This is a genomic window from Saccharopolyspora mangrovi (assembly GCF_035320975.1).
Lineage (GTDB): Bacteria > Actinomycetota > Actinomycetes > Mycobacteriales > Pseudonocardiaceae > Saccharopolyspora > Saccharopolyspora mangrovi.
Genome location: NZ_JAWLNX010000021.1, coordinates 82,914 through 107,801, shown reverse-complemented (window position 1 = coordinate 107,801; position 24,888 = coordinate 82,914). Strand labels below are relative to the sequence as shown.

Sequence of the window (24,888 nt, the reverse complement as noted above, 5' to 3'; positions counted from 1 at the left end):
CCGTTTGATTTTCTTCAGCGGTTTTCGTCGGCAACCTGAACCCGTGATCCCCTCGGCGTCTCCCGCTCGCTCACTGCGCACCGGCCTCTACGTCCTCGTCGTCCTCACCGTCGGCGCCTACCTCCCGAGCCCGCTGCTGCCCGGCTACCAGCACGACTTCGACTTCAGCGACCTGGCCATGACCCTGATCTACGCGACGTTCGCGCTGGTCAGCGCACCTGCTCTGCTGCTGCTCGGACCGGCCACCGACGTCGTGGGGCCGCGCTCGGTGCTGCGCGCGGGCCTCGTCGCGGCGGCCATCGCCTCGGTCTGCTTCGCGCTGGCCTCCGGGCCGATGTGGCTGGTGGCCGGGCGTGCCGCGCAGGGCATCGCGCTGGGTGCGGCGACCGGCGCTGCGGGAGTGCTGATCAGCGAGAACGGACGCGGGACGCTGCTGGTCAGCACGGCGTTCGCGGCGGGCACCGCCGCCGGGCCGATCGTGGGCGGGGTGCTCGCGCAACACGCCCCGGCGCCGTTCGTCCTGCCCTTCGTCCTGCACCTGGCGCTGCTGGCCTACGGCTGGTCGCGGGTGTCCGAGCTCGCCGCGCCAGCGCCGAGCGGACGCCGGTGGCGTCCCGTCCGGCCCCGGATCCCGGCGGGCATGCGCTCGGTGTTCGCGGCGTCCGCCGCGACCGGGTTCCTCGCCTGGACCGCGGTCGGGCTGTTCCTCGCGCTGATCCCCGCCCTGCTCGACCGCGCGGGCCACACCGATCTCGCCGTGTCCGGCTGCGTGCTCGGCTCGGTGCTGATCGTTTCCGTGCTGACCCAGCCGCTGGTGACCCGGCTCGGGGCGCGGCGGGCGCAGCTCCACGGCCTCGGCGCGCTGTTCACCAGCCTCGTCCTGCTGGCCCTGACCGGCGGCGGGTCGGCGACGTTCGCGCTGGTCGCAGCGGTCACCGCCGGCGCCGGGCACGGGCTGGCCTACGGGGGTGCCGCCGCTGCCGTCGAGGCCACCGCGCCTGCCGGGCAGCGGGGTGCGATCACCGGCGCGCTTTACCTCGCCTTCTACCTCGGCGCCGGTTGCCCGGCGATCGCGGTCGGGCTGATCACGCTCGGGAACCCGCTGGAGACCGCGATGTCCTGGGTGAGCGCGGTGGCGGCGGGGCTGGTGCTGCTGGCGGCGGTGTTCGTGAATTCGCTCGCGCGCGCTTCCACTTCCCGGCAACATCGGCGGAATGCAAGCGGACATCCCAGATCGCACTTCACGAGCGCTGAGCGCGGCGGTGGCCGCCGGCCGGGACCTCGGACTCGACGTGAGCGAGCCTCAGGTGCTGCACGACCTGTTCTCCGTCGTCGTCCACCTCGCACCGGCACCGGTGGTCGCCCGGGTGCCGGTGGTGCTGCCCCGGTGCAACGACGCCACCGTCCAGGCGGCGCGCCAGCGGACGGAGCTCGACGTGGTGACGTGGCTGGCTGAGCAGGGACATCCGGTGATCCCGCCGAGTCCGCTGGTTCCGCGGGAACCCGTTCAGCGCGACGGCTTCTCGATGACGTTCTGGCAGTTCACCGAGATCCTGGAGACGGTCGAGCCCGACTACGCCCGCAACGCGGGCCTGGTCGCCGACCTGCACCGGGCGCTGCGCGACTACCCGGGTGAGCTGCCGTTCCTGGCGGCCGCGGAACCGCAGATGATCACCGACGCGCTCGCCGACCTGGAAGCCCGTCCCGACCTGCTGGATCCGGCGGATCTCGATCGCGCCCGGAAGGAGTGGGAGGTGCTCGAACCGCTGGTGAGCTCCCGCGCGACCTTCGAGGCGGAGTTCCCGGTCGACCTGCAGCCGATCCACGGCGACGCACCGCCGTTCAACATCGTCCCCACCCCGCAGGGCGAGCTCTGCGCCGACTTCGAGCTGGTCGCGCTCGGACCCGTCGAGTGGGACCTGGCGGCCTTCGGCCCCGAGTGCGAGGCGTCCTACGACTCCCGCGCGCGCGAACTGGGTCTGCGGGATCTCGACGAACGGGTCCTGCGGTTCGTCAACGCCGTCGGGATGCTGCGGTCGGTGTCGTGCCTGGCGCTGGTGCCCCAGCTGCCGATGCTCGCCGAGGCGGTGAAACCCGCGATCGATCAGTGGCGGGCGATGCCGTTCGCGGGCGGCCTGACCAGCTGAATCAGGACGTCCGCGCGCCGAAGAGCGCATGACGAGATGCAGGGCTGAGGGCGGGAAAGGCCCTAGAAATTGGAAAGCCCCGCGATGCTGCCAGGTCGGGGGTCCGACAGCACCGCGGGGTCATCTGGAATATCGACACCCACCCTGCGTTCGTTACACCCCTTGCGGAATGTGTCCTACGTCACTCCACATCACCTGTACCGGGGACGGGAGTCGGCGCCGGCGCACGGCTCGTGGCGATGTTGCCACCCGGCCCATCGGGCCGTATTCCCGAATCTAGCCCTGGAGCTATAGATCGGTAGACAGAGGAATCCTCGCCGGAGGGCTGCGTTCGGCCCTAGTCCTGGGTCAGCAGGTAGCGGCCGAAGTGGGGGACCGTGAAGGCGATCTGGCCGCGCTCGCCGGAGTAGACGAGGCCCTTCTTGATCAGCGCGTCGCGTGCCGGGGACAACGACGACGGGCGGCGCTCCAGGTACTCGGCGATCTTGGCCGTGGGCGCCGGTTCGTCCTTGCCCTCGACCAGTTCGGCCATCGCGCGCAGGTATTCGCGCTCGGCCGGGGTGGCGCGCTCGTAGCGGGAGCCGAAGAAGCCCACCGCCAGCTCCGACTCCGCCTCCGGTGCGGCCAGGCGGACGTCCTCCTCGGCGATCTCGGTGCGCACGGCCGCGTCCCAGGTCGCCTTGCCGTAGGCCTGGACGAAGTACGGGTAACCGCCGGAGACGGTGAACAGCGTGTCGAGCGCGGCCGGGGTGATCTCGGCTTCCTCCCGCTCGATCGGAGCGATCACCGCGCGGTCGGCGTCGGAGCGGTCCAGCCGGTCGATGCGGACGTAGCGGAACAGCCGCTCGGAGTAGGACTTGCTGGCCGACAGCACGGCGGGCACGTGCGGCAGACCGGCACCCACGACGACCAGCGGAGCACCGGACTGGGACAGCTCGTGGCACGCGGCGCACAGCGCGGAGACGTCCTCGGCCTGCACGTCCTGCATCTCGTCGAGCAGCAGCGCGATGCCCGTCCCGACGTCGGCGGCCAGGTCGGCGACCTCGGTGAACAGCTCGACCAGGTCGATCTCGATGTCGCCGGAGTCGGCCCGGCCGACCGCGGCCGGCACGTCGATGCCGGGTTGCCAGCGGTCGCGCAGCTTCGCGTCGTTCGGGTTGGCCTTCAGCGCGAAGGCCTTCAGCACCGCCAGGACCTCCTCGACCCGGTCCGGCGCGCGGTGGCGGACGGCCAGGTCGCGGATCGCGCGGTGCAGGGCCGCCGACAGCGGCCGCCGCAGACCGGCTTCCGGACGGGCTTCGACCTTGCCCGCGCCCCAACCGCGCCGGACCGCCATCGAGCGCAGCTCGCCGAGCAGCACCGTCTTGCCGACTCCGCGGAGGCCGGTCAGCACCAGGCTCCGCTCCGGACGGCCTCGGGAGACGCGTTCCAGCACGACCTCGAAGGCGTCCAGCTCGCGGGTGCGTCCGGCCAGCTCAGGCGGTCGCTGTCCGGCGCCGGGGGCGAAGGGGTTGCGGACCGGGTCCATAACCGTCGGACTGTATCCCCGTTTCTAGCTCAGATTCGATACTTGCCGAGATTCCGGTAGCGCGTGTTCGCCGCCGCGCCACCGCCGGGGACCGGATTTCACCAGTCTGGACACCCCTCGACTCGCCACCGCCGAAACCGGACATCCACCCAGGGCCGACACGGATTACCGCCGTAATCACGGTCCCGATTACCGGCGTAATCCGTCCCCACCCGGAATACCGCCGTAATCCGGTGCCGGAATACCGCCGTAATCCGGTGCCCTCGGGGGTATCCGGGTGTATTGGATATTTGCTAGATAGTGGTATGCGGGGTGATGGACGTGCGAAAGCCCCCGGTGGCCCATGGAACTGAAGGGTCATCGGGGGCTTTTCGACGGGTGAGTGCGGGTCAGCGTTCGATGATGGCGGTGAGGCCTTGGCCGCCCGCCGCGCAGATCGAGACCAGGCCCTTGCCCTGGCCCTTCTCGGCGAGCAGCTTGGCCAGGGTCGCCACGATGCGCCCGCCGGTGGCGGCGAACGGGTGACCGGCGGCCAGCGACGAGCCGTTGACGTTGAGCTTGGCCTCGTCGATCTCACCCAGGACCTTGTCGCGGCCCAGGCGGTTCTTGCAGAAGTCCGGGTCCTGCCAGGACTTCAGCGTCGCCAGCACCTGCGAGGCGAAGGCCTCGTGGATCTCGTAGAAGTCGAAGTCGCCCAGCTGCAGGTCGTTGCGGTCGAGCAGCTTCGGCACCGCGTAGGCCGGGGCCATCAGCAGGCCCTCGTCCCCGCTGACGTGGTCGACGGCCGCCGGAGCGATGTCCGAGAGGTAGGCCAGCACCGGGATGTTGTTGGCCTTGGCCCACTCCTCGCTGGCCAGCAGCACCGTGGAGGCGCCGTCGGTGAGCGGGGTCGAGTTGCCGGCGGTCATCGTGGCGCCCTCGCCCTTGCCGAACACCGGCTTGAGCTTCGCGAGCTTGTCGACCGAGCTGTCCGGGCGCAGGTTCTGGTCCTTGGACAGGCCCTGGAACGAGGTGATCAGGTCGTCGAAGAAGCCGCGGTCGTAGGCGGCGGCGAGCCGGTGGTGGCTGCGAGCGGCCAGCTCGTCCTGGGCCTCGCGGGTGATCTCCCAGGCCAGCGCGGTCTTCGCGGCGTGCTCGCCCATCGACAGGCCGGTGCGCGGCTCGGAGTTCTGCGGGATCTCCGGCACGACGTGCTGCGGCCGGGCGCCGGCCAGCGCCTTGATCTTGGCGCCGGTGGACTTGGCGTGGTTGGCCTTGAGCAGCACCCGCCGGAAGTCGTCGTTGACCGCGATGGGCGCGTCGCTGGCGGAGTCGACGCCGCCGCCGATGCCGACCTCGATCTGGCCGAGCGCGATCTTGTTGGCGACCGAGACGACGGCCTCCAGGCCGGTCGCGCACGCCATCTGCACGTCGTGGGCGGGGGTGCGCGGGTCGAGCTTGGAGCCCAGCACGGTCTCCCGCGCGAGGTTGAAGTCGCGGCTGTGCTTGAGCACGGCGCCGGCGACGAACTCGTCGACGGTCTTGTCCGCCAGGCCGAAGCGGGCGACGAGCCCGTCGAGCGCGGCGGTGAGCATGTCCTGGTTTGAAGCGCGAGCGAAGGGACCGCCGGATCGCGCGAACGGGATCCGATTGCCGCCGAGGATCGCGACTCGCCGAACGGTGGCCATACCTACTCCCTCGTTGCTGGTTCGTTCCTGGCCAATCTAACCTACCCGCGGGTAAGTTAGCCGTCGAGTGACCGCGCGACTTCGTGTCCGAACCCTCATGAACCGCCTCCTCGGGAGTGTCCAGAGATGTCCGATCGATACCTGCAGTTCACCCAGTCCGCGTTCGGGCGCCAGTTCGTCAAGAAGCTGGGGCTGCCCGACCCGACTCCGCTGCGCCGCTTCACGCCGGGCGAGCCGCTGATCGCCGGGCCGGTGCTGCTCGGCGGTTCGGGCCGGCTCGCCGACTCGGTCAACGCGACGCTGCAGGACGTCGGCGCCGACGCGCGCAAGGAGCGCGTCGACGGCGAGCGCTACGCCGCGCTGGTCTTCGACGCCACCGGCATCACCTCCAGCGAGGGCTTGCGCGAGCTGTACGACTTCTTCGCCCCCTCGATCCGCCAGATCGACCGCTGCGGACGGCTGATCGTGCTGGGCACCCAGCCGGAAACCCTGTCCGACCCGCGCGCGGCCACCGCGCAGCGCGCGCTGGAGGGCTTCACCCGCACCGCGGGCAAGGAGCTCAAGCGCGGCGCCACCTCGCAGCTGGCCTATGTCGCCGAGGGCGCCGAGAAGGCCACCGACTCGACGCTGCGGTTCCTGCTGTCCGGCAAGTCCGCCTACGTGTCCGGCCAGGTCGTCCGCATCGGCGCGGCCGAGGTGCCGGAGATCGCCCAGGACCGCCCGCTGCGGGACAAGATCGCGCTGGTCACCGGCGCTTCCCGGGGCATCGGCGCGGCCATCGCCGAGACGCTGGCCCGCGACGGCGCGCACGTGGTGTGCCTGGACGTTCCCGCGCAGGGCGGTGAGCTCGCCGAGGTGGCCAACCGGATCGGCGGCTCGACGCTGCAGCTCGACATCACCGCTGCGGACGCGCCCGCCAAGCTCGCCGAGCACTTCACCGAGCGGCACGGGGGCCTGGACGTCGTGGTGCACAACGCGGGCATCACCCGCGACAAGACGATCGGCCGGATGAGCGAGGCCCAGTGGGACTCCGTGCTCGCCGTGAACCTGGCCTCGCAGGAGCGCATCGACGAGAAGCTGCTCGGTGAGGACTCGCCGCTGCGCGCGGGCGGCCGGATCATCTGCGTGTCGTCGATGAGCGGCATCGCGGGCAACGTCGGCCAGGGCAACTACGCCACCTCGAAGGCGGGCGTGATCGGCCATGTGCAGTCCACCGCGCCGCTGGCCGCGAAGAAGGGCGCGACCATCAACGCCGTCGCGCCGGGCTTCATCGAGACCAAGATGACCGCCGCGATCCCGCTGTTCGTGCGGGAGGCCGGTCGCCGGATGAACAGCATGTCGCAGGGCGGCAAGCCGATCGACGTCGCCGAGACCATCGCCTGGTACGCCAACCCCGCCTCCGCCGGGGTGAACGGCAACGTGGTCCGGGTCTGCGGCCAGAGCCTGCTCGGCGCCTGAGGTCAGGAGACGAGATGCCGGAACTTTTCACCGCTCCCAGCCTGGGGCCGCTCTACCTCAAGGCCGCTGCGACGGGCCCGACCCGCCGCGGCGGTGAGCTGCCCGAGACCGAGTACGTGCGGCGCGGGATCACCGTCGACCCGGCCGAGCTCGCCGAGTACAACCGCGTCTGCGGGTTCGGGCTGCGCGACGAGCTGCCGATCACCTACCCGCACATCCTGTCGTTCCCCGCGTCGGTGCAGCTGATGACCGACAAGCGCTTCCCGTTCCCGCTGGTCGGGCTGGTCCACGTGGCCAACCGGATCCAGCAGGACCGGCCGGTGCTGGTGACCGACGAGCTGATCCAGGCGGTGCGGGTCGCCGACCTGCGTCCGCACCCGAAGGGCAAGCAGTTCGACGTGGTCACCGAGACCAGCGTCGGCGATGAGGTGGTGTGGCGGGAGACCTCCACCTACCTGCGGGTGGGCAAGCGGGACGACAGCGCCCCGCAGAAGCAGCGCCGGGAGGTCGAGCCCGGTTCGGCCTCGGCCGTGTGGCGGGTGCCCGCCGACATCGGCCGCGAGTACGCGGCGGTCTCCGGCGACCGGAACCCGATCCACCTGCACGCGCTGACGGCGAAGGCCTTCGGCTTCCCGAAGGCGATCGCGCACGGGATGTGGTCCAAGGCCCGCTGCCTGGCGGCCCTGGAGGGCCGGCTGCCGGAGGCGTACACCGTCGACGTCGACTTCGCCAAGCCCCTGCTGCTGCCGGCGAAGGCCGACTTCACGATGCGCCCGACGGCATCCGGCTGGGACTTCGCCCTCCACTCCCGCTCCGGGAAACCCCACCTCAGGGGCTCGGTCACGGCCTGACCCGAGGATCGGGTGCTCCTCGCGACCACCCCCGACGTCGCGAGGGGCGCCCGGTCCGGCCTCCGGGCTCCGCCGGGTTCACGATTTCAATTGGAAACCTGTTTCCCCGGTCAGGAGGGGGTGCTGGTTTCCGTCTTCGCGGAGGGGAACCAGGAGCGGCCTTCGACGAGTTCGCCGAAGCCGAGCCAGAGCAGGTTCATCAGGCGCATGGCCATGCCCTCGGCGGTGAAGTCGGGGTGCTGGAACCACCACTCGACCAGGGCTTCACCGGCGCCGACCAGGGCGGCCGCGAAGGGTTCGGTCTGCTCGGGCTGCATCGGCTGCTTCTGATCGGTGGTCGCCTCGGCGAGCAGGCCGGCGATCAGGGCCGTGGCGCGTTCCCGCCACTCGGAGAGCTCCTGGACGTAGGGCTCGCCGGGGACGTCGCCCTGGCGGTGCAGCAGCTGCCAGCCCGCCTTGTTGACCTGCACGTACTCGAAGAACATGTGCAGCCGGTGCCAGAGCTGGTCGGCCGGGGCCAGGCCGGTCCCGATGTCGGCGCCGATGGCTTCGACCAGCTTGGCCGCCTCGCGCCGGACGCAGGCGATGAACAGCGCGTCCTTGGCTCCGAGGTAGGCGTAGAGCATCGGTTTCGAGATGCTCGCCGTCTCGGCGATCTCGTCCATCGATGCGTTGTGGAACCCGTGCTTGGCGAACACCTCCACGGCGGCGTCGAGGATCTGCCGCTCGCGCACCTCCCTCGGCAGGCGCCGGGACCGGGGGCGCTCGCTGTCCCGATGATCTTCCATCTCACCTCATACGCTGGTAATTCGCCTCAGATTAGTGGAGCGGCTCAAGTTTGCGTGGCTTGCCCGCCAACCTACTCGCACGTAGTCTTACTCCCCAGTAGGCAATGGAGGTGGCAGCGTTGCCGCAGAGCCCGACCGACCCCGTCGCAGTCCTCGGCGAGATCGACCCGCGGGAGATCGGCAAGACCGAGCTGGTCGAGCTGCTGCGCGCCGCCGCCGAAACCGCCGCCACCGGCGGTGCCGACCTCAGCGGGCTGAGCCCCGAGCAGTTCGCGCGACTGATCTCGCGCGCCTCGGTCGACCAGCTCAACGCCGTGCTCGCCGCACCCGCGCTGCGCGCGAGCATCATCGACGAGATCTTCCGGCGCATGAGCGAGCACTACCAGCCCAAACAGGCCAAGCGCAGCCACGCGGTGGTGAACTGGCGGATCGGCAAGGACGACGACCTGCTGCACTACGAGTGCGCGCTCACCGACGGCCGCTGCCAGGTCACCGAGGGCGCCCAGCACGAGGCGCCGACGGTCACCATCACCATGACCCCGCTGGACTTCCTCCAGCTGACCTCCGGGAACACCACCGCGCCGAAGCTGGTCATGGCGCGGCGGGTCAGGCTCTCCGGCGACATCGGCTTCGCCGTCAACCTGCCCGAGCTCTTCCAGATCCCGAAGGCGTGAACCTCACCCCACCCGACACCGGGTCCGCGGAAAGCCCCCGCGACGACCCGGGCCCATGCGAACGGTCCGCGCTCCCAGCCCCCAGTGGAGCCCGGTCCGTTCGCGTTTTCCCGTTCGATTCAGTAGCAGATCAACTTGATATCCGGGTTAACCGCAGGTCAGTGTCGTATGACACGGTGCGGAATTGCACAACGGGTACCGATGTTGCCCTTGTAGAGGGCAGTATGCGGCCTGGCTGATGTGTGAGATCGATTCATCCGGCTGGATCGTGATCGCTGTTGCACCATGTGCGTGGGCAGGTGCAAGGGCACTGGTCCGATCGGATGAACTGCGCGTCGTCGCGTCAGGATGAGCGACGGCACGCGTCACACCGATGAGCGAAGGGCCGATGGCCCGGACCTCATCGGACGAGCCCCGCGGGGAGAGCTCGGCTCGGCCAACGCTTCGATGACGAACGGGAGGGCGAAGCGGTGAAGAAGTTGACGACCCCTGAGGTGGAGACGCCGATCTTCCGGGAGCTCAACAACGAGCTCGGCGAACTGCCGGAGATCGACATCCACGACTTCGACAAGCACGCGTTCGACTTTCTCCGCGAGTACGACGAGCAGAAGTCCAAGGAGCCCGAGCAGGAGGCCCCGGCGGAGGCGGCGGAACCCGTCGCCGTGTCGGCCGGCTCCGCGTCCTCGGAGTCCGGTTCTTCCAGCTCCGGTACTTCCGGAAACCGCCGCGGCGGACGCCGCCGCAAGGGCAACTGAGTCGGACGCCGCTGAACAGACTTGGCCGAACGGCCCGCACCATCCGGGGGGATGTGCGGGCCGTTCGGCTGTCCGGACGCTGTCGGTAGCTCATGTCACGCTGACCGGCGTGACCGGATGGCAGGAATTCACCGAGCAGGCGCCCGAGCTGGCCGCGACCGTGCGGGCACGGCTGGAGTCGGCGCAGCACCACGTGCTGGCGACGCTGCGCAAGGACGGTTCACCGCGGGTCAGCGGCACCGAGGTCGGCTGGCACCGGGGCGAGTTGACCCTCGGGTCGATGCCCGGCGCCCGCAAGGCCCGGGACCTGCAACGCGACGGCCGATTCGCGCTGCACGCCAACCCGGGCGACGGCTCGATGGCCGAGCCGGACGTCAAGATCTCCGGTGTCGCCACCGAGGTGACCGGCACCGATCAGCGGGCGTGGGTGGACGAGGTCGGACCGCCGCAGGACGACGCGCACCTGTTCCGCTGCCGGATCACCGAGGCCGTCACCACCGAGGTGTCCGCCGACCAGACCCACCTGGTGATCACGCTGTGGACCCCTGAGCGGGGAGTTCGGACGTTCCAGCGGGCATGAGCAGGGGGCACCCCCGCAACGCGGAGATGCCCCCTGCCGGCGATCAGTAGGTGAAGGCCATGCTCAGGTTGGCCAGCAGCGCGCCGACGTCGGCGAGGTACTGGGAACCCTGCTGGCCGTCGACCACCCGGTGGTCGAAGCTCAGCGCCAGCTGGCAGACCTTGCGCGGCACCACCTGGCCGTCGACCACCCACGGCATGTCGCGGATCGCGCCGAAGGCGAGGATCGCGGACTCACCGGGGTTGATGATCGGCGTGCCGGTGTCGACGCCGAAGACGCCGACGTTGGTGATGGTGATCGTGCCGCCGACCATGTCCGCCGGGGTCGTCTTGCCCTCCCGAGCGGTGTTGGTCAGCTGCTCCAGGGCTTCGGCGAGCTCGCGCAGCGACATCCCGTCGGCGTCGCGGACCTTGGGCACCACCAGGCCGCGCGGCGTGGCCGCGGCGACCCCGAGGTGCACGTAGTCCTTGTAGACGATCTCGCCGGCCGCCTCGTCCCAGGTCGCGTTGACGTCCGGGGTCCGGCGGGCGGCCAGGCACATGGCCTTGGCCGCGAACGCCAGCGGCGTGATCTTCACGCCCTGGAACGCCGGGTCCGACTTGAGCTGCTCGCGCAGCTCCATCATCGGCGTGACGTCGACGGTCAGGAACTCGGTGACGTGCGGCGCGGTGAACGCGCTGTCCACCATCGCCTGGGCGGTCGCCTTCCGGACGCCCTTGATCGGCACCCGCCGCTCGCGGTCACCGGAAGGGGTGGCCGGGGCGGACGGGGCCGGAGAGGCCGCGGTCTGGACGTCCTCGCGGGTGATCACGCCACCGGTGCCGGACCCGGCCAGCGAGCGCAGGTCCACGCCGAGGTCCTTGGCGAGCTTGCGGACCGGCGGCTTGGCCAGCGGAACGGTCCCGCCGACCTCCTCGACCTGCGGTGTCGCCGGTTCCGGCGGTGCGAGTGCGGTGCCGGTCGCAGTGCCGTTGGCCGTGCCGTTGGTCGCCGCGTGCCGGTCCTTGCGGGGACGCCGCTTGGCCGCCGAGGTCCGGGGGCCGTAGCCGACGAGCGTGGCGATCCGGCCGTTGGACTCCTCGCCGATCTTGCCGGAGCTCTCGTCCGGCTCGGGTTCCGGTTCGGGCTCGGCACCGGCCATGTCGATGCTGATGATCGGCGTGCCGACCTCGACGGTCTGGCCCGGCTCCACCAGCAGGTCGCGGATCGTGCCCGCCCACGGGCAGGGCAGCTCCACCGACGCCTTGGCCGTCTCGATCTCCACGATCACCTGGTTGACGGTGACGTTCTCGCCCGGCTGCACCTTCCAGCCGACGATCTCCGCCTCGGTCAGGCCTTCGCCGACGTCGGGCAGCGGGAACTTCTTGAGCGCCATCGATGAACTCCCCTCAGTACGCCAGCGAACGGTCGACGACGTCCAGCACCCGGTCGAGGTCGGGCAGGAAGCCCTCCTCCAACTTCGACGGCGGGTAGGGCGTGTCGAACCCGGTCGCCCGCAGCACCGGGGCCTCCAGCGAGTAGAAGCACTCCTGCTGCACCCGGCTGGCGATCTCCGAGGTGATCGACGACTCCGACGGCGCCTCGCTGACCAGCACCAACCGGCCGGTGCGGCGCACCGACTCGAACACCGGACCCAGGTCGAGCGGGGACAGCGCGCGCAGGTCCACGACCTCCAGGTCCAGCCCGTCCTCGGCCGCGGCGGTCGCCGCGTCGAGGCAGGTGCGCACCATCGGGCCGTAGGCCGCGACGGTCACCGCCGAGCCGGGCCGCACGACGCGGGAGCTCAGCAGCGGCAGCGGGTCGACGGAGGTGTCGAGCTCGGCCTTCTCGTAGTAGCGGCGCTTGGGCTCGAAGAACAGCACCGGGTCGTCGCACTCGATGGCCTGCTGCAGCATCCAGTAGGCGTCCACCGGGTTCGAGCAGGACACCACCTTCAGGCCAGCGATGTGCGCGAACAGCGACTCCGGCGACTCCGAGTGGTGCTCGACGGCACCGATGCCGCCGCCGAAGGGAACCCGGATGACGATCGGCACCCTGACCTTGCCCTGGCTGCGGTAGTGCAGCTTGGCCAGCTGGCTGATGATCTGGTCGAAGCCGGGGAAGATGAAGCCGTCGAACTGGATCTCGCACACCGGCCGGTAGCCGCGGATGGCCAGGCCGATCGCGGTGCCGATGATCCCGGACTCGGCCAGCGGGGTGTCGAGCACCCGGTGCTCGCCGAAGTCTTTCTGCAGGCCGTCGGTGATCCGGAAGACGCCGCCGAGCTTGCCGACGTCCTCACCCATGACCAGCACCTTCGGGTCGCGCTCCAGCGAAGCGCGCAGTCCCATGTTCAGCGCCTTGGCGATGGTGACCGTCTGGGTCCCCGACGCGGCGGTCGGGCGTTCGAGAGCGGGCGCGGCCATCAGTGAACACCTCCTGCCACGGTCTCGTCGGCGAACCCGGCCAGGTAGCGCAGGTAGTCCTCGCGCTGGGCGGCGATCTGCGGGGTTTCCTCGGCGTAGACCTGCGAGAACATCCGTTCCGGTGGTGGTTCGGGCATGTTGAAGCAGAACTCGCGGAACCGCGCGGCGAGCTGGTCGGCCTCGGCGTCGACGGAGTCGAAGAAGTCCTGGTCGGCGGCGTGCTCGCGGATCAGGTGCACCCGCAGTCGCTCGATCGGGTCCTTGAGCTTCCAGGCCTCCTGCTCGTCCGACATCCGGTAGCGGGTCGGGTCGTCGGAGGTCGTGTGGGCGTCCATCCGGTAGGTGAACGCCTCGATGAGCACCGGCCCGTTGCCGTTGCGGCACTCCTCCAGCGCCCACTTCGAGACCGCGAGGCTGGCCAGGACGTCGTTGCCGTCCACCCGGATGCCGGGGAAGCCGTAGCCGCTGGCGCGCTGGTAGAGCGGTACTCGGGTTTGGCGCTCCAGGGGTTCGGAGATCGCCCACTGGTTGTTCTGGCAGAAGAAGACGACCGGCGAGTCGTAGACGGCCGACCAGACCATCGCCTCGTGCACGTCGCCCTGGCTGGTGGCGCCGTCGCCGAAGAACACCATCGTGGCTTCGCCGTCCGGATCGCCGACCTTGCCGTCGAAGCGCTGGCCCATCGCGTAACCGGTGGCGTTGAGGCACTGGTTGCCGATGACGATCGTGTACAGGTGGAACCCGGTGCTCACGGGGTCCCAGCTGCCGTGGTCGGTGCCGCGGAAGATGCCGAGCAGCTCGGTGGGGTCGATGCCCCGAGTCCAGGCCACGCCGTGCTCCCGGTAGCTCGGGAAGGCCATGTCCTGCGGTTTCAACGCGCGGCCCGCCCCGATCTGGGCGGCCTCCTGGCCGAGCAGCGGTACCCAGATGCCCAGCTGGCCCTGGCGCTGCAGCGCGTTGCCCTCCCGGTCGGCGCGGCGGACCAGCACCATGTCGCGGTACAGGTCGCGCAGCTGTTCGGGGGAGATGTCGATGTCGAAGTCCGGGTGCTGGACCCGCTGGCCTTCCGGGGTGAGGAGCTGAACGAGGTCAGCCCCACCTTCACTCGTCGCGCGCAAACCGGCGATCACCTGCTCCCGTGTGGGCTTGGCTGCGGTTGCGGCAGGGAGGTCGGTGCGCTTCGCGGGCGGATTACCGGATGACGACGTCCATTGCTCGGGGGACATGTGTGATCTCCTCGTGTCGCGCCGATGTCCACCGCTTGTGGCGGTGGTGAACGGCTGCCCCGACGACCTCCCGCTGACCTGGTGGGTCACCCGGTCGGCCGAGCGGAGCGGTGGATCGCTCCTCGTCATCCTGGCACGAAATCCACGTGCTCCGTGAGCCCTGCCACAGGGAGTGGATCGGTACAGCGGCGAACGACCGACTCCCGTGAGATCACGTTAGTTCTTCTTCGGACAGTGCGAATTCGCAGGTCATCTAATTAATGGAGGACCAACTAACGAGTTACGGACCATTGCGGTACCGATATTGGGGAGGTGGTCGCCCGGGTTGCGCAAATACGACAACGACCACCCCGGTGGGGGGCTGGCCCGAACAGACCAGTTGCACGAGTTGAGCTGACAAACGTCACGAGCTCGGCCGGAAACGTCCCGCCGCGCCCGGTCCGCTGCCAGACTCCGATCCATGACGACGCTGAGCCTGCCCGAGGAGTTCGTGCTGCTGCTGCACAAGTCCAACGGCTCCTACTACGCCAGCTCCGACCACACCGGGGCCGCCGAACTCGGCGAGCTGGTGCTGACCGAACGCGTCGGCCTGGAGGACAAGAAGCTGACCGTGCTCGACGCCGAGCCGAGCGGTACCGCCGCAACGCCCGCAAGCACCACTCCGAAGCCCTCGCCGAGCGAGGGCTGTTGCGCCGGGAGCGCAAGAAGTTCCTGCTGATCTCCTACGACGCGTTCACCCCCGACCCCGGTGCGCGAGACGCGCTCGTCGCGCGGATCCGGGCCGCCGCGCGCAACGAGGTCGAGCTCGACGAACGCCTCGCGCTGCTGGCCGCGCTGGTGCACGCCACCGGACTGCACGCGCACCTCGGCCTGGACAAGGCCGAGCGCAAGCGGCTCAAGGAGATCAGCAAGGGCGAGCAGCTGGGCGCCGCGGTCCGCGACGTCGTCGCGCAGACCACGGCCATGCTCGCCGCCACGACCGTCGTCGCGGCGGGCGCGGCGAGCGGCGGCGCGACCGGCGGCTGACGGCATCCCCACCTGCCGGGCGAGGTCCGGACAACGGCTCCGGCCGGGCATAGGATCGCGCTCGTGGATCGAGCTGCTGTTGCCAAGACCGTTGACCAGGCGTGGGACGAGGCGGTTCTGCCGAGCCTCTCCGAGCTGGTGAGGATTCCGGCCGTGTCGCCGTCGTTCGACGCCGAGTGGGAGAGCACCGGACACCTCGACGCCGCCATCGAGCACGTGCGGGCGTGGATCGACGGCCGCGGCATCGAGGGCGCGGACATCGAGGTCGTCCGGTTGCCCGGGCGGACGCCGCTGCTGCTGGTGGACGTCCCCGGATCGACCGGCGCGCCCGAGGAGTCGGTGCTGCTCTACGGCCACCTCGACAAGCAGCCGCCGATGGGCGGCTGGTCGGAGGGCCTGGGCCCGTGGACGCCGGTGGTGCGCGACGGCAAGCTCTTCGGCCGGGGTGCCGCCGACGACGGCTACGCCGGCTACGCGGCGGTCACCGCCATCGAGGCGGTCCGCGCGCACGGCGGCGCGCACGCGCGCTGCGTGGTGCTGCTGGAGACCGGCGAGGAGTCCGGCAGCCCCGACCTGCCCGCCTACCTGGAGCACCTGAGCGACCGGCTCGGCACCGTGTCCCTGGTGGTGTGCCTGGACTCCGGCGCGGCCGACTACGAGCGGATGTGGCTGACCAACTCGCTGCGCGGCATGGTGCAGCTGGAGGTCACCGTGCAGGTGCTCGACTCGGGCCTGCACTCCGGCATCGCCAGCGGCATCGTGCCCAGCTCGTTCCGGATCCTGCGCCAGCTGCTGGACCGCGTCGAGGACTCCGCGACCGGCGAGATCCTGCTCCCCGAGCTCAACGTGGACATCCCGGACAACCGGATCGCCGAGGCCCGCGCGGCCATCGAAGCCGTGCCCGGCATGGTCCGCGACTCGGTGCCGTGGCCCGAGGGCATGCGGCCGGTCGCCGACGACGAGGTCGAGCTGGCGCTGAACAACGCCTGGCGACCCACGCTGTCGGTGATCGGCGCGGACGGGCTGCCCAAGCCCGCCGACGCGGGCAACGTGCTGCGCCCGTCGACGACGCTGCAGCTGAGCTTCCGGCTGCCGCCGACCGCCGACCCCGAGGCCGCGCTGGCCGCCGTGCAGCGTCGGCTGTCCGAGGACGTCCCGCACGGCGCACGCGTCACCTTCGGGCAGTCCGAGGCCGGGTTGGGCTGGAACGCCCCCGACCCGGCCCCGTGGCTGTCGGGCGTGCTGGACACCGCGGGAGAGGAGATCTTCGGCGCGAGCTGGCGGACGATGGGCCTGGGCGGCTCGATCCCGTTCATGGGACTGCTGCACGAGGCCTACCCGGACGCGCAGTTCGTGGTCACCGGCGCACTCGGCCCGGACAGCAACGCCCACGTCCCGGACGAGAGCCTCGACTTGGCCTTCGCGTCCAAGATCACCAGCGCCATCGCCTACATCCTCGACGCCCACGCCACCAGGTGAGCAGCACCGCCGTGCAGCCCGTTGCGGCGGTGTCCGGCGTGACCGGGCGGTACGGCCGGCGCGCGGTGCTGCGCGGCGTCGACCTGGCGGTCCACCCCGGTGAGGTGGTCGGCGTGCTCGGCGCCAACGGGTCGGAGAAGTCGACGCTGCTGCGGATCCTGGCCGGGGTGTCCCGGCCGTCCGGCGGTGCGGTCCGGACCGCACCGCGCGTGGGCTACGTGCCGGACCGGTTCCCGGCGCGGCAGCGGATGAGCGCCCGCGCCCAGCTCCGCCACCTCGGCCGGATCAGCGGCCTGACCAGCGCGGAATCCGATGAACGCGCAGCTCGCTGGCTGGCCAGGTTCGCGCTGGCGGGTGGTCCGGGACGCACCGCTGCGCGAGCTGTCCAAGGGCAACGCGCAGAAGGTCGCGCTCGCTCAGGCCCTGCTGACCGAACCGGACCTGCTGGTGCTCGACGAACCGTGGTCCGGGCTCGACGCCGAGACCCGCCCGGTGCTCACCGAGGTCATCGCGGAGGTGGCGGCCGACGGCGCCGCCGTCGTGTTCACCGACCACCGCCCGGAGCTCGTGCTCACCGCGGCCACCCGCTCGTACCGGCTGACCGGCGGGCGGCTCGTCGAGCTCGAAGCCGGGGTCGCGACCTGCCGGATCGTGCTGCACGGCGGCCAGGCCGCCGACTGGTCCGGCCGGGACGGCGTGCTCCACGTCGGCCGCGGCCGGAACGTGGAGCTGGAGGTGGAGGTGGCGCGGCGGGAAGCCGTGCTGGCCGAGGCGATCGAGCTGGGCTGCTCGGTCGTCGCGGTGGAATCCCCCGGGAGGCAGCGGTGATCGCGCTGATCCGCTACCAGCTCGCCGAGCTCGGGCACTCCCAGCGGTACGTGCCACCGGTGCTGGTCCACATCGGACTGCTGGCCGTCTTCTACAGCGCGAACCAGGGTCCCGCGCTGCCCGGGTACGCCGTCACGGCCGCCTCCTCGCTGGTCGCGGCGGCCTGGTTGATGATTGCCTCGGCCGGGTTGTCCGGCCCGGAGCAGCGCATGATCGTCGCCGCGCACGCGGGCTCGTCCACCCGCGTGCTGATCGGCGTGGTGCTGACCGTCCTGTCGTGCTCGGCCGGGCTCGCGGTGCTGGCGGTGGGCTGGGGCGCCGTCACGCACGGCGCCGACGTCCCGCTCGCCACGCTCGGCCTCGGTCTGCTGGTGCACCTGATCTGCACGGTCTTCGGCGTCGCCGTGGCGCTGCCGTGCTCGGCCCTGGTGATCCCGCGCATCGGCTACACCCTGGTCGCGGCGGTGGTCGGGCTGACGGTGACGCTGCTGGCGAAGTGGGTTCCCTTCGCGTTCCCACTGCTGTTCGCCCTCGGCGCCGACACCGCACCCCCCGCGGTGCTCGTGCAGGCCGGCCTCACGGCGGTGCTGCTGCTGGTCCTGACCACGGCGTTGACCGCGTGGCGTCAGGACTTCGGGATGAGCACCCACATGACCAGGTAGGCCACGAACTGGGGTCCGGGCAGCAGGCAGGAGAGCAGGAACAGGATCCGGACGGTGGTCGGCTTCAGGTCGAAGCGCCGGGCGAGGCCCGCGCAGACCCCGGCGATCATGGCCTGGTCCTTCGGGCGGGACAGGGATGTCTTCTGGTAGGTCGTCATGACTCCACGATGCGCCGCGCGCGCTCGCGGAGCCTCAGGGACGACCCCTGACCGGACCCGGAGCTCTCGTCCCCGGGAGGGGCGGTTCCAGTCGTCGTTGCCGTGATCGATGTCCGATGCGCCCGGTCAACCACGACCAGAACTCACCCCTCGGTGACGTCCCGCGCTCAGCAGGCCGGGGTGTAGGTGCGGGTCGCCAGGACCTGGTCGCCGGAGACGACCTCGACGGTGCTGCGCGCGTTGTTGGGCAGCGAGGTGCTGGAGATGACCACGCCCTTGGCGCCCACCGAGCCGGAGCCCTTGGTCTCACCGTTGATCTTGACCGCGTACGCGGTCATCGGGGCGTTCGGAGACCCGGTGATGCGGTACTCCACGGACGGGGTGCGCGCCGGGTCCGGGAAGGCCGGCGCGAGCATCGGCATCGAGTTGACCAGGGCGGACATGTCCTGGCACCGGGCCTCGCCGAGCTGGACCTGGACCGGGGCGGGCGGGGCCGCGGCGGCGGTTGCCGCTGTGGCGGGGACTGCCACCGCGACTGCGGCGAGAACGACGGTCAGCATGCGACCTGGCATCTGCGAAGCACCTCCACGAGAAAGAGCGGATCAGCGCTTCGAAGCTAGAGCTCCCCGGGTCGACGCGAGAGTCTCCTGCCCCCAACGAGGGACACCGGGTAACACGAACCGGTCGCGGGCACCGTCGAGGAACCCGCCGCACGGGTCGTCGACACCGCCGGCGTGCTCGCCCCGGACGGTCAGCGCGGTGCGGACCTTGTCGCGGGCCGGGTCGAGGACCTCGCGGACGATCAGCACGCACAGCAGCACGACCATCGCGTCCCGGATCAGCACCGCGCCCAGGAACCAGCCCTCCGGCAGCCCCTTGTTGGCCGTGCCCAGGTAGTAGTACATGCGCGGCGCCCACACCGCGGCGTCGATGACCATCCAGGTCAGCAGCAGCCGCCAGCGGGGCAGCGCCAGCACGGCCAGCGGCACCAGCCACAGCGAGTACTGCGGGCTCCACACCTTGTTGGTCAGCAGGAACGCGGCCACCACCAGGAAGCACAGCTGCGCCAGGCGCGGACGGGTCGGCGCGGCCAGCGCCAGCCAGCCGATCGCCGCGCAGGCCACCAGGAACAGCCCGAGGCTGACCGCGTTGAGCACCACCGGCGTCGCACCGGCGGGCAGGCCGGCGTCGAAGCCGCCCCAGCCGGTGAAGTGCATCAGCGCGTTGTACAGCGAGTCCGGGTCGGCCGGCCGGTTGCTGTTCAAGCGGAAGAACTCGCCCCAGCCGTCCGGGTAGGCCAGCAGGATCGGGACGTTGACCGCCAGCCAGGCCAGCGCCGCGGCCAGCACCGCCCGCGCGGCATCGGGCAGCTTGCCCGCGCGCCAGGCCAGCACCAGCAGCGGACCGAGGAAGAACAGCGGGTAGAGCTTGGTCGCGCCGCCGATGCCGATCAGCGCACCGGCGAGCACGGGTCGTCGCCGCGCCCAGGCCAGCAGCCCGGCGGTGCCGAGAGCGGTGGCCAGGGCGTCGAAGTTGGTGAAGGCGTGCGCGAAGACCAGCGGCGAGACGGCGGCCAGCGCGACGTCCCAGACCCGTCGGCGGGCCAGCAGGACCAGCGCCCAGATCGTCACCAGCCAGGCCGCCGCCAGGAAGAACGCGGTGATGTTGAAGTACAGGACGCTGGTGAGCCCACCGGGCAGCCAACCGAAACCGGCCAGCGTCGCCCAGCCGTCGGCGGCCCGGGCGTTGATCCACTGGAACAGGCCGGTGAGCACCGGGTACTCCATGTACCGGACCTGCTCGTCGGGCGTGCCCCGGTTCTCCACCCAGCCCGTCTTGTACGGGAAGACGTCGTCCCGCGCGAGATCGCCCATGCCGTAGCGCGGGATGATGTCGGTGTAGCACATGGCGGTGTACTGCTTGCTGTTCCGCCAGTCCAGCTGCGGTCCGCTGCCGGTGTCGTAGGTGATCTGGCAGGGGACCTTGAACAGCCACGCCGCCGCCAGCGTCAGCACCGCCAGCAGCAGGATCACCCGCAGCGGCGTCCAGAACCACTGCCTGCCGACCTGCGCGTGCCTGCCGAGCGGTCCGCCGGTGATGCGGCTGACCTTCCGCGCGAGGGGTTCGGTCCAGGTCGGGGAGACCCGGTCCGCCGGTGGGAGCGACGAGCTGTCCACCGCCGCCGACGACGCGTTCCCCGAAGATGCCGCTGTTTCCCGGTCGGCGGTTTCGTTGGTGGACACGCCCGGATGCTACTGGCCCGGAAACAGCGGAGGGGCACCCGCCAGGTCGGCGGGTGCCCCTCTCAGCTGTGCTCCGGCTATCCGCCGAATTCGCGTGTCGGCTGGACGTCACCGGGACTGTTCGACTCCGACTCGCACGGCGGCTCGAAGAAGCCACCGCAGTTGTCGCCCTGACCGGGCCGCTCCCGACTGGTCGTCGGCTGCTGGCTCTGCGACTCGCTGGGCTGCGTGGTCGGCGGCATGGACGACGTCGGCGGCTCCGAGGACGTCGGCGGCGGGGGCAGCGGGATGTCCTCGAACTGACCGATGGTGTCGGTCTTCTTGAACTGCTCCACCTTGAGGCCCTTGTGGTAGTTGTTCATGAACTGCTGCCACACCATCGCCGGGTACTTGCCGCCGTAGAAGCTGGTGCCCGAGTTGTCCTCCAGCGGCACGTTGCGGCCGTTCTCGCTGGCCAGCATCGACACCGAGGCGGACAGCTGCGGCGTCGCGCCGATCATCCAGGCGGTGGCGTTGTCCTTGGTGTCCTGGTACTGGTGCGTACCGGTCTTGGACATCACCGGCCGGTTGCCCTCGAGGCCGCGCTTGGCGTGGTCGGCGACCTCGAACATCGACGAGATGGTGTTGTAGGCCAGCTTCGCGGCCTCCGACTCCGACTCGTCGTAGAGCGTCTTGACCGGCTCGTTGTGGATCTTGATCGGTGGGCCCTCGCGCGGCGCGATCTCCCGGACCAGGTGCGGCGTGTGCGACTTGCCCTGGTTGGCCAGGGTCGCGTACGCGTTGGCCATGTCGATCGGCTTCACCGGGTACATGCCCAGCGCGATACCGGACTGGGTCTGGCCGTCGGCGTTCTGCAGCGTCTTGACGTCGCCCTTGCCCGACTTGTAGGCCCCCGGGATTCCCGCGGCGTGGGCGGCCTCGGCGACCGCCGGCGGGCCGACCCTGGCCGCGATGTTGACGAACACGGTGTTGACCGACTTCGTCATCGCCTCGCGGACACCGCAGCGGTTCGGGATGTCGCAGTGGACGCCCGGGGCGTTGGCGAAGTCGGTGCCCGCGATCTTCTGCGGGCTCGACCCGTCGTAGAACTCGCCGATGCCCAGGCCCTTGTGCAGACCGGCCAGCACCGCGAACGGCTTGAACGACGAACCGGGCTCGGTGGGCGCGACCGCCCAGTCGTAGCCGCCGACGTCACCGCCGCCGCCGTAGTAGGCCTTGACCTCACCGGTCTTGGGTTCGACCGCCACCAGCGAGGTCTTGATGTTGTCCGGCAGCGTGTTCTCGGCCTGGCTGGTGACGGCCTCGACCGCGGCCTTCTGCGCCTTCGGGTCGATCGTCGTCTTGATCTTGTAGCCGTCGCGGGCGAGCAGGTCCTCGTCGTAGCCGGCCTCCTCCAGCTCGCGGAGCACCTGGTCCTTGATCTTGAACTGGTCCGGCGTCAACCGCTTGTCGATCCGCCAATCGTTCTGCCCCCGGGTCTCTGGCAGCTGCAGGCCCTCGCGCTCGGAGGCGGGCAGGAACCCGTTCTTGACCATCTGGTCCAGCACGTAGTCGAACCGCGAGGTGGCCTGCTCCAGGTCCTCGCGCGGGTCGTTGCCCTTCGGACGCTGCACCATGCCCGCCAGCACCGAGGCCTCGGCGGGAGTGATCTCGCTGGGCTTCTTGCCGAAGTAGGCGTTGGCCGCCGCGGTGATCCCATTGGCGCCCCGGCCGTAGTAGGCGGTGTTGAGGTACGACAGCAGGATGTCGTCCTTGCTGCGCTCGTTGGTGATCTTGAACGCCAGCACGATCTCCTTGATCTTGCGGACGTAGTCGGGATCCGACTTGTTCAGCTCCAGGTCGAGCTTGATGAACTGCTGGGTGATCGTGGAACCACCACCGACACCGGAGCCGGTGAACATGAAGAACACCGACCGGGCGATGCCCTGGAAGTCGAAGCCCGGGTTGGTGTAGAAGCTCGCGTCCTCGGCGGAGATCGTCGCGTCGCGCAGCGGCTTGGACACCTGGTTGAGGTCGCGCACGACCTCGCGGGACCCGTCCGAGCTCACCGTCGCCAGCGGCGAGTCGTCCGCGTAGGTGATGGTGATCGGCTGCTTCATGTTCAGCAGCTTCTGCTCGTCCGGCGCCTCCCAGAAGAGGTAGCCGTAGATGAACACCAGCGTCGGGATGATCACCGCGGCGGCCGCGGCCACGTAGCAGGCCCTGCGGACGCGGCGCCACATGACGGCGCGCTTGGCTTGAGCGGCACTCATTTCGTCGTCCGGATCCTCGCTGTCATCGCTGCCCGGGAAACCGGCGGCGCCGACGTCCGCGGCACCGCCGCTCTTGCGGTCGCCGAGCGGATCGTTGTCGCCGTAGGGGTCGTCATCGAGATCGTCGGCGTAGTAGTTGTACGTCGCCTGGTCCGAGTGCGTCAGCAGGTTCGGCTCGCGACCGACACCGGCTCCGGCCGCTCCGCCCGCACCACCAGCGGCGGCAGCGCCCGCGGCACCGCCCGCACCACCAGCGGCGGCAGCGCCCGCGGCACCGGCCGCACCAGCGGCGGCGGCACCCGCGGCGGCCGCACCACCAGCGGCTCCGGACGCGCCGGAACCGCCCCGGTCGCCGCCCGGGGTCTGCGGGATGTTCTGCGTGGGCGCCTCACCCGGCGGCGGAGCCGGGCGGCCGGCCGGCGGCTGCTGCCCGGCCGGCGGCTGCCCGGGACGACCCGGGGGCGGAGGAGGGGGCGACGGCGAGTAGCTCGTCGCGTCGTCCTCCCCGTTTAACTTGCTGGTCAGCGGTGACGAACCGGGCGCGGAGTCGTCGTCGAAGGACGGCGTCCAGGCACCGGTCGTCTCCTCCGGAGCCTCGGCACCGGGCCACTGCGGCTGCTGCCCACCGGCCTGGCCGCCGGGGCGTCCCGGCGGAGGGGGCGGCGGTTGCCCGCCGGCGCCCGGACGACCGGGCTGCTCACCCGGCCACGGGGGACCACCGCTCGGGGGCGGCGGGGGTCCACCGGCCGGGCGCTGCGGTGGCTGGCCCGGGTTCTGCGGCGGGGGTGGCGTGGGGCGACCGTCGGGGTTCGGATGCCGGGAGTGGCGGCCCTTGGCGTGGTCGTCACGCTCGTCGTTCACGAGTTGGCCTCCAGGACAGGCGTCGGGGCGACGCCGGTGATGCGTTCACGTCGGGGGTGCGCCGCATCGGCGCGTGCGGTCGTGCCGGGTGCACGAACGATCTCACTCCGCTGCAGTCTTGCGCCCGGATCGGCCGTCGTTCAAGCCATCGGTCCCGAGAACGTAAGACAGCACCAGGTGGTTCCAGTTACATGTGCGGCACACCTCGACGACGTAGACGTTGAACTCCTCGAAAAGGCTCGCCATCCGGTCCAGCTCCTCGGGCTTGCGCGCCGAACCGGACGCGTGCTTGAGGGCATCGCCGAACACCCAGGAGACCTGGGTCAGCTCTTCCTTCCTGCACACCGGGCAGGTGGTGTCGCTGGGCTCGCCGTGGAACTTCGCCGCCTGCAGCAGGTACGGGTCGGCGTCGCAGACCTCCATCACCCCGACGCGGCCAGCGTGCAACTGCGCCAGCAGCGCTCGGCGCTGCAGCGCGTAGTCGACCACTTGCCGTTGGGTCCGCACGACCACAGGGTACGTGTCGCCCCCGCGCGCTCCATGCGCCGTTCAGGGCAGGCGGGCAGCCCCCGCGCCACGTGCGGTGACGCCGGACACCTCCGGAGCAGCTCAACCGCGTCACGCGATATATCGGCGCGATACAATCCGTCGGGTGATCGGGTCAGCGTTGACAGTCCCTATTATTCGCGGCGCCTATTAGACGCTGGTAGGAGGTGCAGATGCTCGAACTCGCGGTGCTCGGACTCCTGCACGACTCCTCCATGCACGGCTACGAGCTGCGGAAACAGCTCAACGACACGCTCGGCGTGTTCCGCGCCCTGTCCTGCGGCTCGCTGTACCCGACGCTGCGCAGGCTGTGCCGCGCCGGGCTGATCGAAGAGGAATCGGACTCCGAGGAGTCCAAGACCTGGGGACGTCGGGCCCGCCGCGTGTACCGCATCACCGCCACCGGGGAACGCCGCTTCGCGGAGCTGGTCGCCGACAGCGGCCCCCGCGCTTGCGAGGACAACGCCTTCGGCGTGCACGTGGTGTTCTTCTCCCGCACGCCCGCCGAGGCGAGGATGCGCATCCTGCTGGCCCGGCGCCGCCGGGTGGAGGAGCGCCAAGAAGGTTTGCGCAGCGCACTGGCCCGATCCGGGGAATGCCTGGACCGCTACACGCGGGAACTGCACCGGCTGCGACTGGACCACAGCGAGCGCGAGGTTCGCTGGCTGGACGAGATCATCGAGACCGAACGAGCCGAGCAGGCCGCTGCCTCGGCGCCCGGGCGGCCCGATGCCGGTGGGCACTAGACCACCGG

At 70.6% G+C, this 24,888-nt stretch carries 21 protein-coding genes and 2 pseudogenes; 12 read left to right on the top strand and 11 right to left on the bottom strand.

Translation table 11 applies throughout. The annotated features are described in order from the left end of the window. Nucleotides 1–43 precede the first annotated feature (43 nt). Both R4I43_RS25580 and R4I43_RS25575 read left to right on the top strand, forming a co-directional pair. Nucleotides 44–1,456: an MFS transporter gene (locus R4I43_RS25580; RefSeq protein ID WP_324268243.1), complete on the top strand. Its 1,413-nt coding sequence runs from the start codon at nt 44–46 to the stop codon at nt 1,454–1,456. Further along, nucleotides 1,437–2,147, top strand: coding sequence for an aminoglycoside phosphotransferase family protein (locus tag R4I43_RS25575; protein ID WP_324268242.1), 711 nt, complete (start codon nt 1,437–1,439; stop codon nt 2,145–2,147). Before R4I43_RS25580 ends, R4I43_RS25575 begins: the two co-directional genes overlap by 20 nt. 337 nt (nt 2,148–2,484) lie before the next feature. Here R4I43_RS25575 and R4I43_RS25570 read toward each other — a convergent pair whose 3' ends face one another. Continuing rightward, nucleotides 2,485–3,675, bottom strand: a complete 1,191-nt coding sequence (locus tag R4I43_RS25570; RefSeq protein WP_324268241.1) for an ATP-binding protein — start codon at nt 3,673–3,675, stop codon at nt 2,485–2,487. A 389-nt stretch (nt 3,676–4,064) separates the two neighbouring features. Continuing rightward, nucleotides 4,065–5,342 (bottom strand): acetyl-CoA C-acetyltransferase, encoded by a 1,278-nt coding sequence (locus R4I43_RS25565; protein ID WP_324268240.1) that lies wholly within the window; start codon nt 5,340–5,342, stop codon nt 4,065–4,067. 126 nt (nt 5,343–5,468) lie between these two features. On the opposite strand from R4I43_RS25565, the gene R4I43_RS25560 reads away from it, so the two are divergent. Then, nucleotides 5,469–6,800 carry a 3-oxoacyl-ACP reductase gene (locus R4I43_RS25560; protein WP_324268239.1) on the top strand — a complete coding sequence of 444 codons (1,332 nt, stop codon included), beginning with the start codon at nt 5,469–5,471 and terminating at the stop codon, nt 6,798–6,800. Nucleotides 6,801–6,814: 14 nt separating this feature from the next. After that, entirely contained in the window at nt 6,815–7,651 is an 837-nt protein-coding gene (locus R4I43_RS25555; protein ID WP_324268238.1) for a MaoC/PaaZ C-terminal domain-containing protein, read from the top strand. A 110-nt stretch (nt 7,652–7,761) separates the two neighbouring features. Here R4I43_RS25555 and R4I43_RS25550 read toward each other — a convergent pair whose 3' ends face one another. Further along, nucleotides 7,762–8,439, bottom strand: a complete 678-nt coding sequence (locus R4I43_RS25550) for a TetR/AcrR family transcriptional regulator (RefSeq protein WP_324268237.1) — start codon at nt 8,437–8,439, stop codon at nt 7,762–7,764. A gap of 110 nt (nt 8,440–8,549) precedes the next feature. On the opposite strand from R4I43_RS25550, the gene R4I43_RS25545 reads away from it, so the two are divergent. The 3 genes from R4I43_RS25545 (at nt 8,550) to R4I43_RS25535 (ending at nt 10,448) form a co-directional block, all read left to right on the top strand. Then, nucleotides 8,550–9,113, top strand: coding sequence for an SCP2 sterol-binding domain-containing protein (locus R4I43_RS25545; RefSeq protein ID WP_324268236.1), 564 nt, complete (start codon nt 8,550–8,552; stop codon nt 9,111–9,113). Between the two features lie 470 nt (nt 9,114–9,583). Continuing rightward, nucleotides 9,584–9,868, top strand: coding sequence for a hypothetical protein (locus R4I43_RS25540; protein ID WP_407691312.1), 285 nt, complete (start codon nt 9,584–9,586; stop codon nt 9,866–9,868). Between the two features lie 109 nt (nt 9,869–9,977). After that, nucleotides 9,978–10,448 carry a pyridoxamine 5'-phosphate oxidase family protein gene (locus R4I43_RS25535; protein WP_324268234.1) on the top strand — a complete coding sequence of 157 codons (471 nt, stop codon included), beginning with the start codon at nt 9,978–9,980 and terminating at the stop codon, nt 10,446–10,448. 43 nt (nt 10,449–10,491) lie between these two features. Here the strand turns inward: R4I43_RS25535 and R4I43_RS25530 are convergent, their stop codons facing one another. The 3 genes from R4I43_RS25530 to pdhA are packed head-to-tail and all read right to left on the bottom strand — an operon-like array spanning nt 10,492 to nt 14,079. After that, nucleotides 10,492–11,823 carry a dihydrolipoamide acetyltransferase family protein gene (locus R4I43_RS25530; protein ID WP_324268233.1) on the bottom strand — a complete coding sequence of 444 codons (1,332 nt, stop codon included), beginning with the start codon at nt 11,821–11,823 and terminating at the stop codon, nt 10,492–10,494. 13 nt (nt 11,824–11,836) lie between these two features. Continuing rightward, nucleotides 11,837–12,853 carry an alpha-ketoacid dehydrogenase subunit beta gene (locus tag R4I43_RS25525; protein ID WP_324268232.1) on the bottom strand — a complete coding sequence of 339 codons (1,017 nt, stop codon included), beginning with the start codon at nt 12,851–12,853 and terminating at the stop codon, nt 11,837–11,839. Further along, the gene (pdhA, locus tag R4I43_RS25520; RefSeq protein WP_324268231.1) at nt 12,853–14,079 is read right to left on the bottom strand and encodes a pyruvate dehydrogenase (acetyl-transferring) E1 component subunit alpha; all 1,227 of its coding nucleotides are present in this window, start codon (nt 14,077–14,079) and stop codon (nt 12,853–12,855) included. The genes R4I43_RS25525 and pdhA overlap by 1 nt, the downstream gene beginning before the upstream one ends. Before the next feature lie 460 nt (nt 14,080–14,539). Between pdhA and R4I43_RS25515 the strand changes: the two are divergent. The 4 genes and pseudogenes from R4I43_RS25515 to R4I43_RS25500 all read left to right on the top strand — a co-directional run bounded on the left by R4I43_RS25515 (nt 14,540) and on the right by R4I43_RS25500 (nt 18,074). After that, nucleotides 14,540–15,105, top strand: a pseudogene (locus R4I43_RS25515) (GOLPH3/VPS74 family protein). A gap of 54 nt (nt 15,106–15,159) precedes the next feature. Further along, nucleotides 15,160–16,584 (top strand): M20/M25/M40 family metallo-hydrolase, encoded by a 1,425-nt coding sequence (locus tag R4I43_RS25510; RefSeq protein ID WP_324268254.1) that lies wholly within the window; start codon nt 15,160–15,162, stop codon nt 16,582–16,584. A gap of 11 nt (nt 16,585–16,595) precedes the next feature. Beyond that, nucleotides 16,596–17,412, top strand: a pseudogene (locus tag R4I43_RS25505) (ABC transporter ATP-binding protein). Next, nucleotides 17,409–18,074 (top strand): hypothetical protein, encoded by a 666-nt coding sequence (locus R4I43_RS25500; protein ID WP_324268230.1) that lies wholly within the window; start codon nt 17,409–17,411, stop codon nt 18,072–18,074. The pseudogene R4I43_RS25505 and the gene R4I43_RS25500 overlap by 4 nt, the downstream one beginning before the upstream one ends. Here R4I43_RS25500 and R4I43_RS25495 read toward each other — a convergent pair. The 5 genes from R4I43_RS25495 to R4I43_RS25475 all read right to left on the bottom strand — a co-directional run bounded on the left by R4I43_RS25495 (nt 18,038) and on the right by R4I43_RS25475 (nt 24,095). Next, nucleotides 18,038–18,232 (bottom strand): PspC domain-containing protein, encoded by a 195-nt coding sequence (locus R4I43_RS25495; protein WP_324268229.1) that lies wholly within the window; start codon nt 18,230–18,232, stop codon nt 18,038–18,040. The genes R4I43_RS25500 and R4I43_RS25495 overlap by 37 nt on opposite strands. Nucleotides 18,233–18,399: 167 nt before the next feature. Next, the gene (locus R4I43_RS25490) at nt 18,400–18,804 is read right to left on the bottom strand and encodes a hypothetical protein (protein WP_324268228.1); all 405 of its coding nucleotides are present in this window, start codon (nt 18,802–18,804) and stop codon (nt 18,400–18,402) included. Nucleotides 18,805–18,834: 30 nt separating this feature from the next. Continuing rightward, nucleotides 18,835–20,475 carry a glycosyltransferase family 87 protein gene (locus R4I43_RS25485; protein ID WP_407691311.1) on the bottom strand — a complete coding sequence of 547 codons (1,641 nt, stop codon included), beginning with the start codon at nt 20,473–20,475 and terminating at the stop codon, nt 18,835–18,837. 77 nt (nt 20,476–20,552) lie between these two features. Continuing rightward, on the bottom strand, nt 20,553–23,588 hold the full coding sequence (locus tag R4I43_RS25480; RefSeq protein ID WP_324268227.1) for a transglycosylase domain-containing protein: 3,036 nt from the start codon (nt 23,586–23,588) through the stop codon (nt 20,553–20,555). 102 nt (nt 23,589–23,690) lie between these two features. Next, a complete protein-coding gene (locus R4I43_RS25475) occupies nt 23,691–24,095 on the bottom strand; it encodes a DUF5318 domain-containing protein (protein WP_324268226.1) in 405 nt (134 codons plus the stop codon). 212 nt (nt 24,096–24,307) lie between these two features. Between R4I43_RS25475 and R4I43_RS25470 the strand changes: the two genes are divergently transcribed. Further along, a complete protein-coding gene (locus R4I43_RS25470) occupies nt 24,308–24,880 on the top strand; it encodes a PadR family transcriptional regulator (RefSeq protein WP_324268225.1) in 573 nt (190 codons plus the stop codon). The last annotated feature ends 8 nt before the right edge of the window (nt 24,881–24,888 follow it).

Bases quoted from the DNA above. Each gene is read 5' to 3' on its own strand.
- R4I43_RS25570 (WP_324268241.1), bottom strand. From the start codon at position 3,675: ATGGACCCGGTCCGCAACCCCTTCGCCCCCGGCGCCGGACAGCGACCG.
- R4I43_RS25550 (WP_324268237.1), bottom strand. From the start codon at position 8,439: ATGGAAGATCATCGGGACAGCGAGCGCCCCCGGTCCCGGCGCCTGCCG.
- R4I43_RS25525 (WP_324268232.1), bottom strand. From the start codon at position 12,853: ATGGCCGCGCCCGCTCTCGAACGCCCGACCGCCGCGTCGGGGACCCAG.
- R4I43_RS25490 (WP_324268228.1), bottom strand. From the start codon at position 18,804: ATGCCAGGTCGCATGCTGACCGTCGTTCTCGCCGCAGTCGCGGTGGCA.
- R4I43_RS25560 (WP_324268239.1), top strand. From the start codon at position 5,469: ATGTCCGATCGATACCTGCAGTTCACCCAGTCCGCGTTCGGGCGCCAG.
- R4I43_RS25470 (WP_324268225.1), top strand. From the start codon at position 24,308: ATGCTCGAACTCGCGGTGCTCGGACTCCTGCACGACTCCTCCATGCAC.
- R4I43_RS25530 (WP_324268233.1), bottom strand. From the start codon at position 11,823: ATGGCGCTCAAGAAGTTCCCGCTGCCCGACGTCGGCGAAGGCCTGACC.
- pdhA (WP_324268231.1), bottom strand. From the start codon at position 14,079: ATGTCCCCCGAGCAATGGACGTCGTCATCCGGTAATCCGCCCGCGAAG.
- R4I43_RS25495 (WP_324268229.1), bottom strand. From the start codon at position 18,232: ATGACGACCTACCAGAAGACATCCCTGTCCCGCCCGAAGGACCAGGCC.
- R4I43_RS25565 (WP_324268240.1), bottom strand. From the start codon at position 5,342: ATGGCCACCGTTCGGCGAGTCGCGATCCTCGGCGGCAATCGGATCCCG.
- R4I43_RS25555 (WP_324268238.1), top strand. From the start codon at position 6,815: ATGCCGGAACTTTTCACCGCTCCCAGCCTGGGGCCGCTCTACCTCAAG.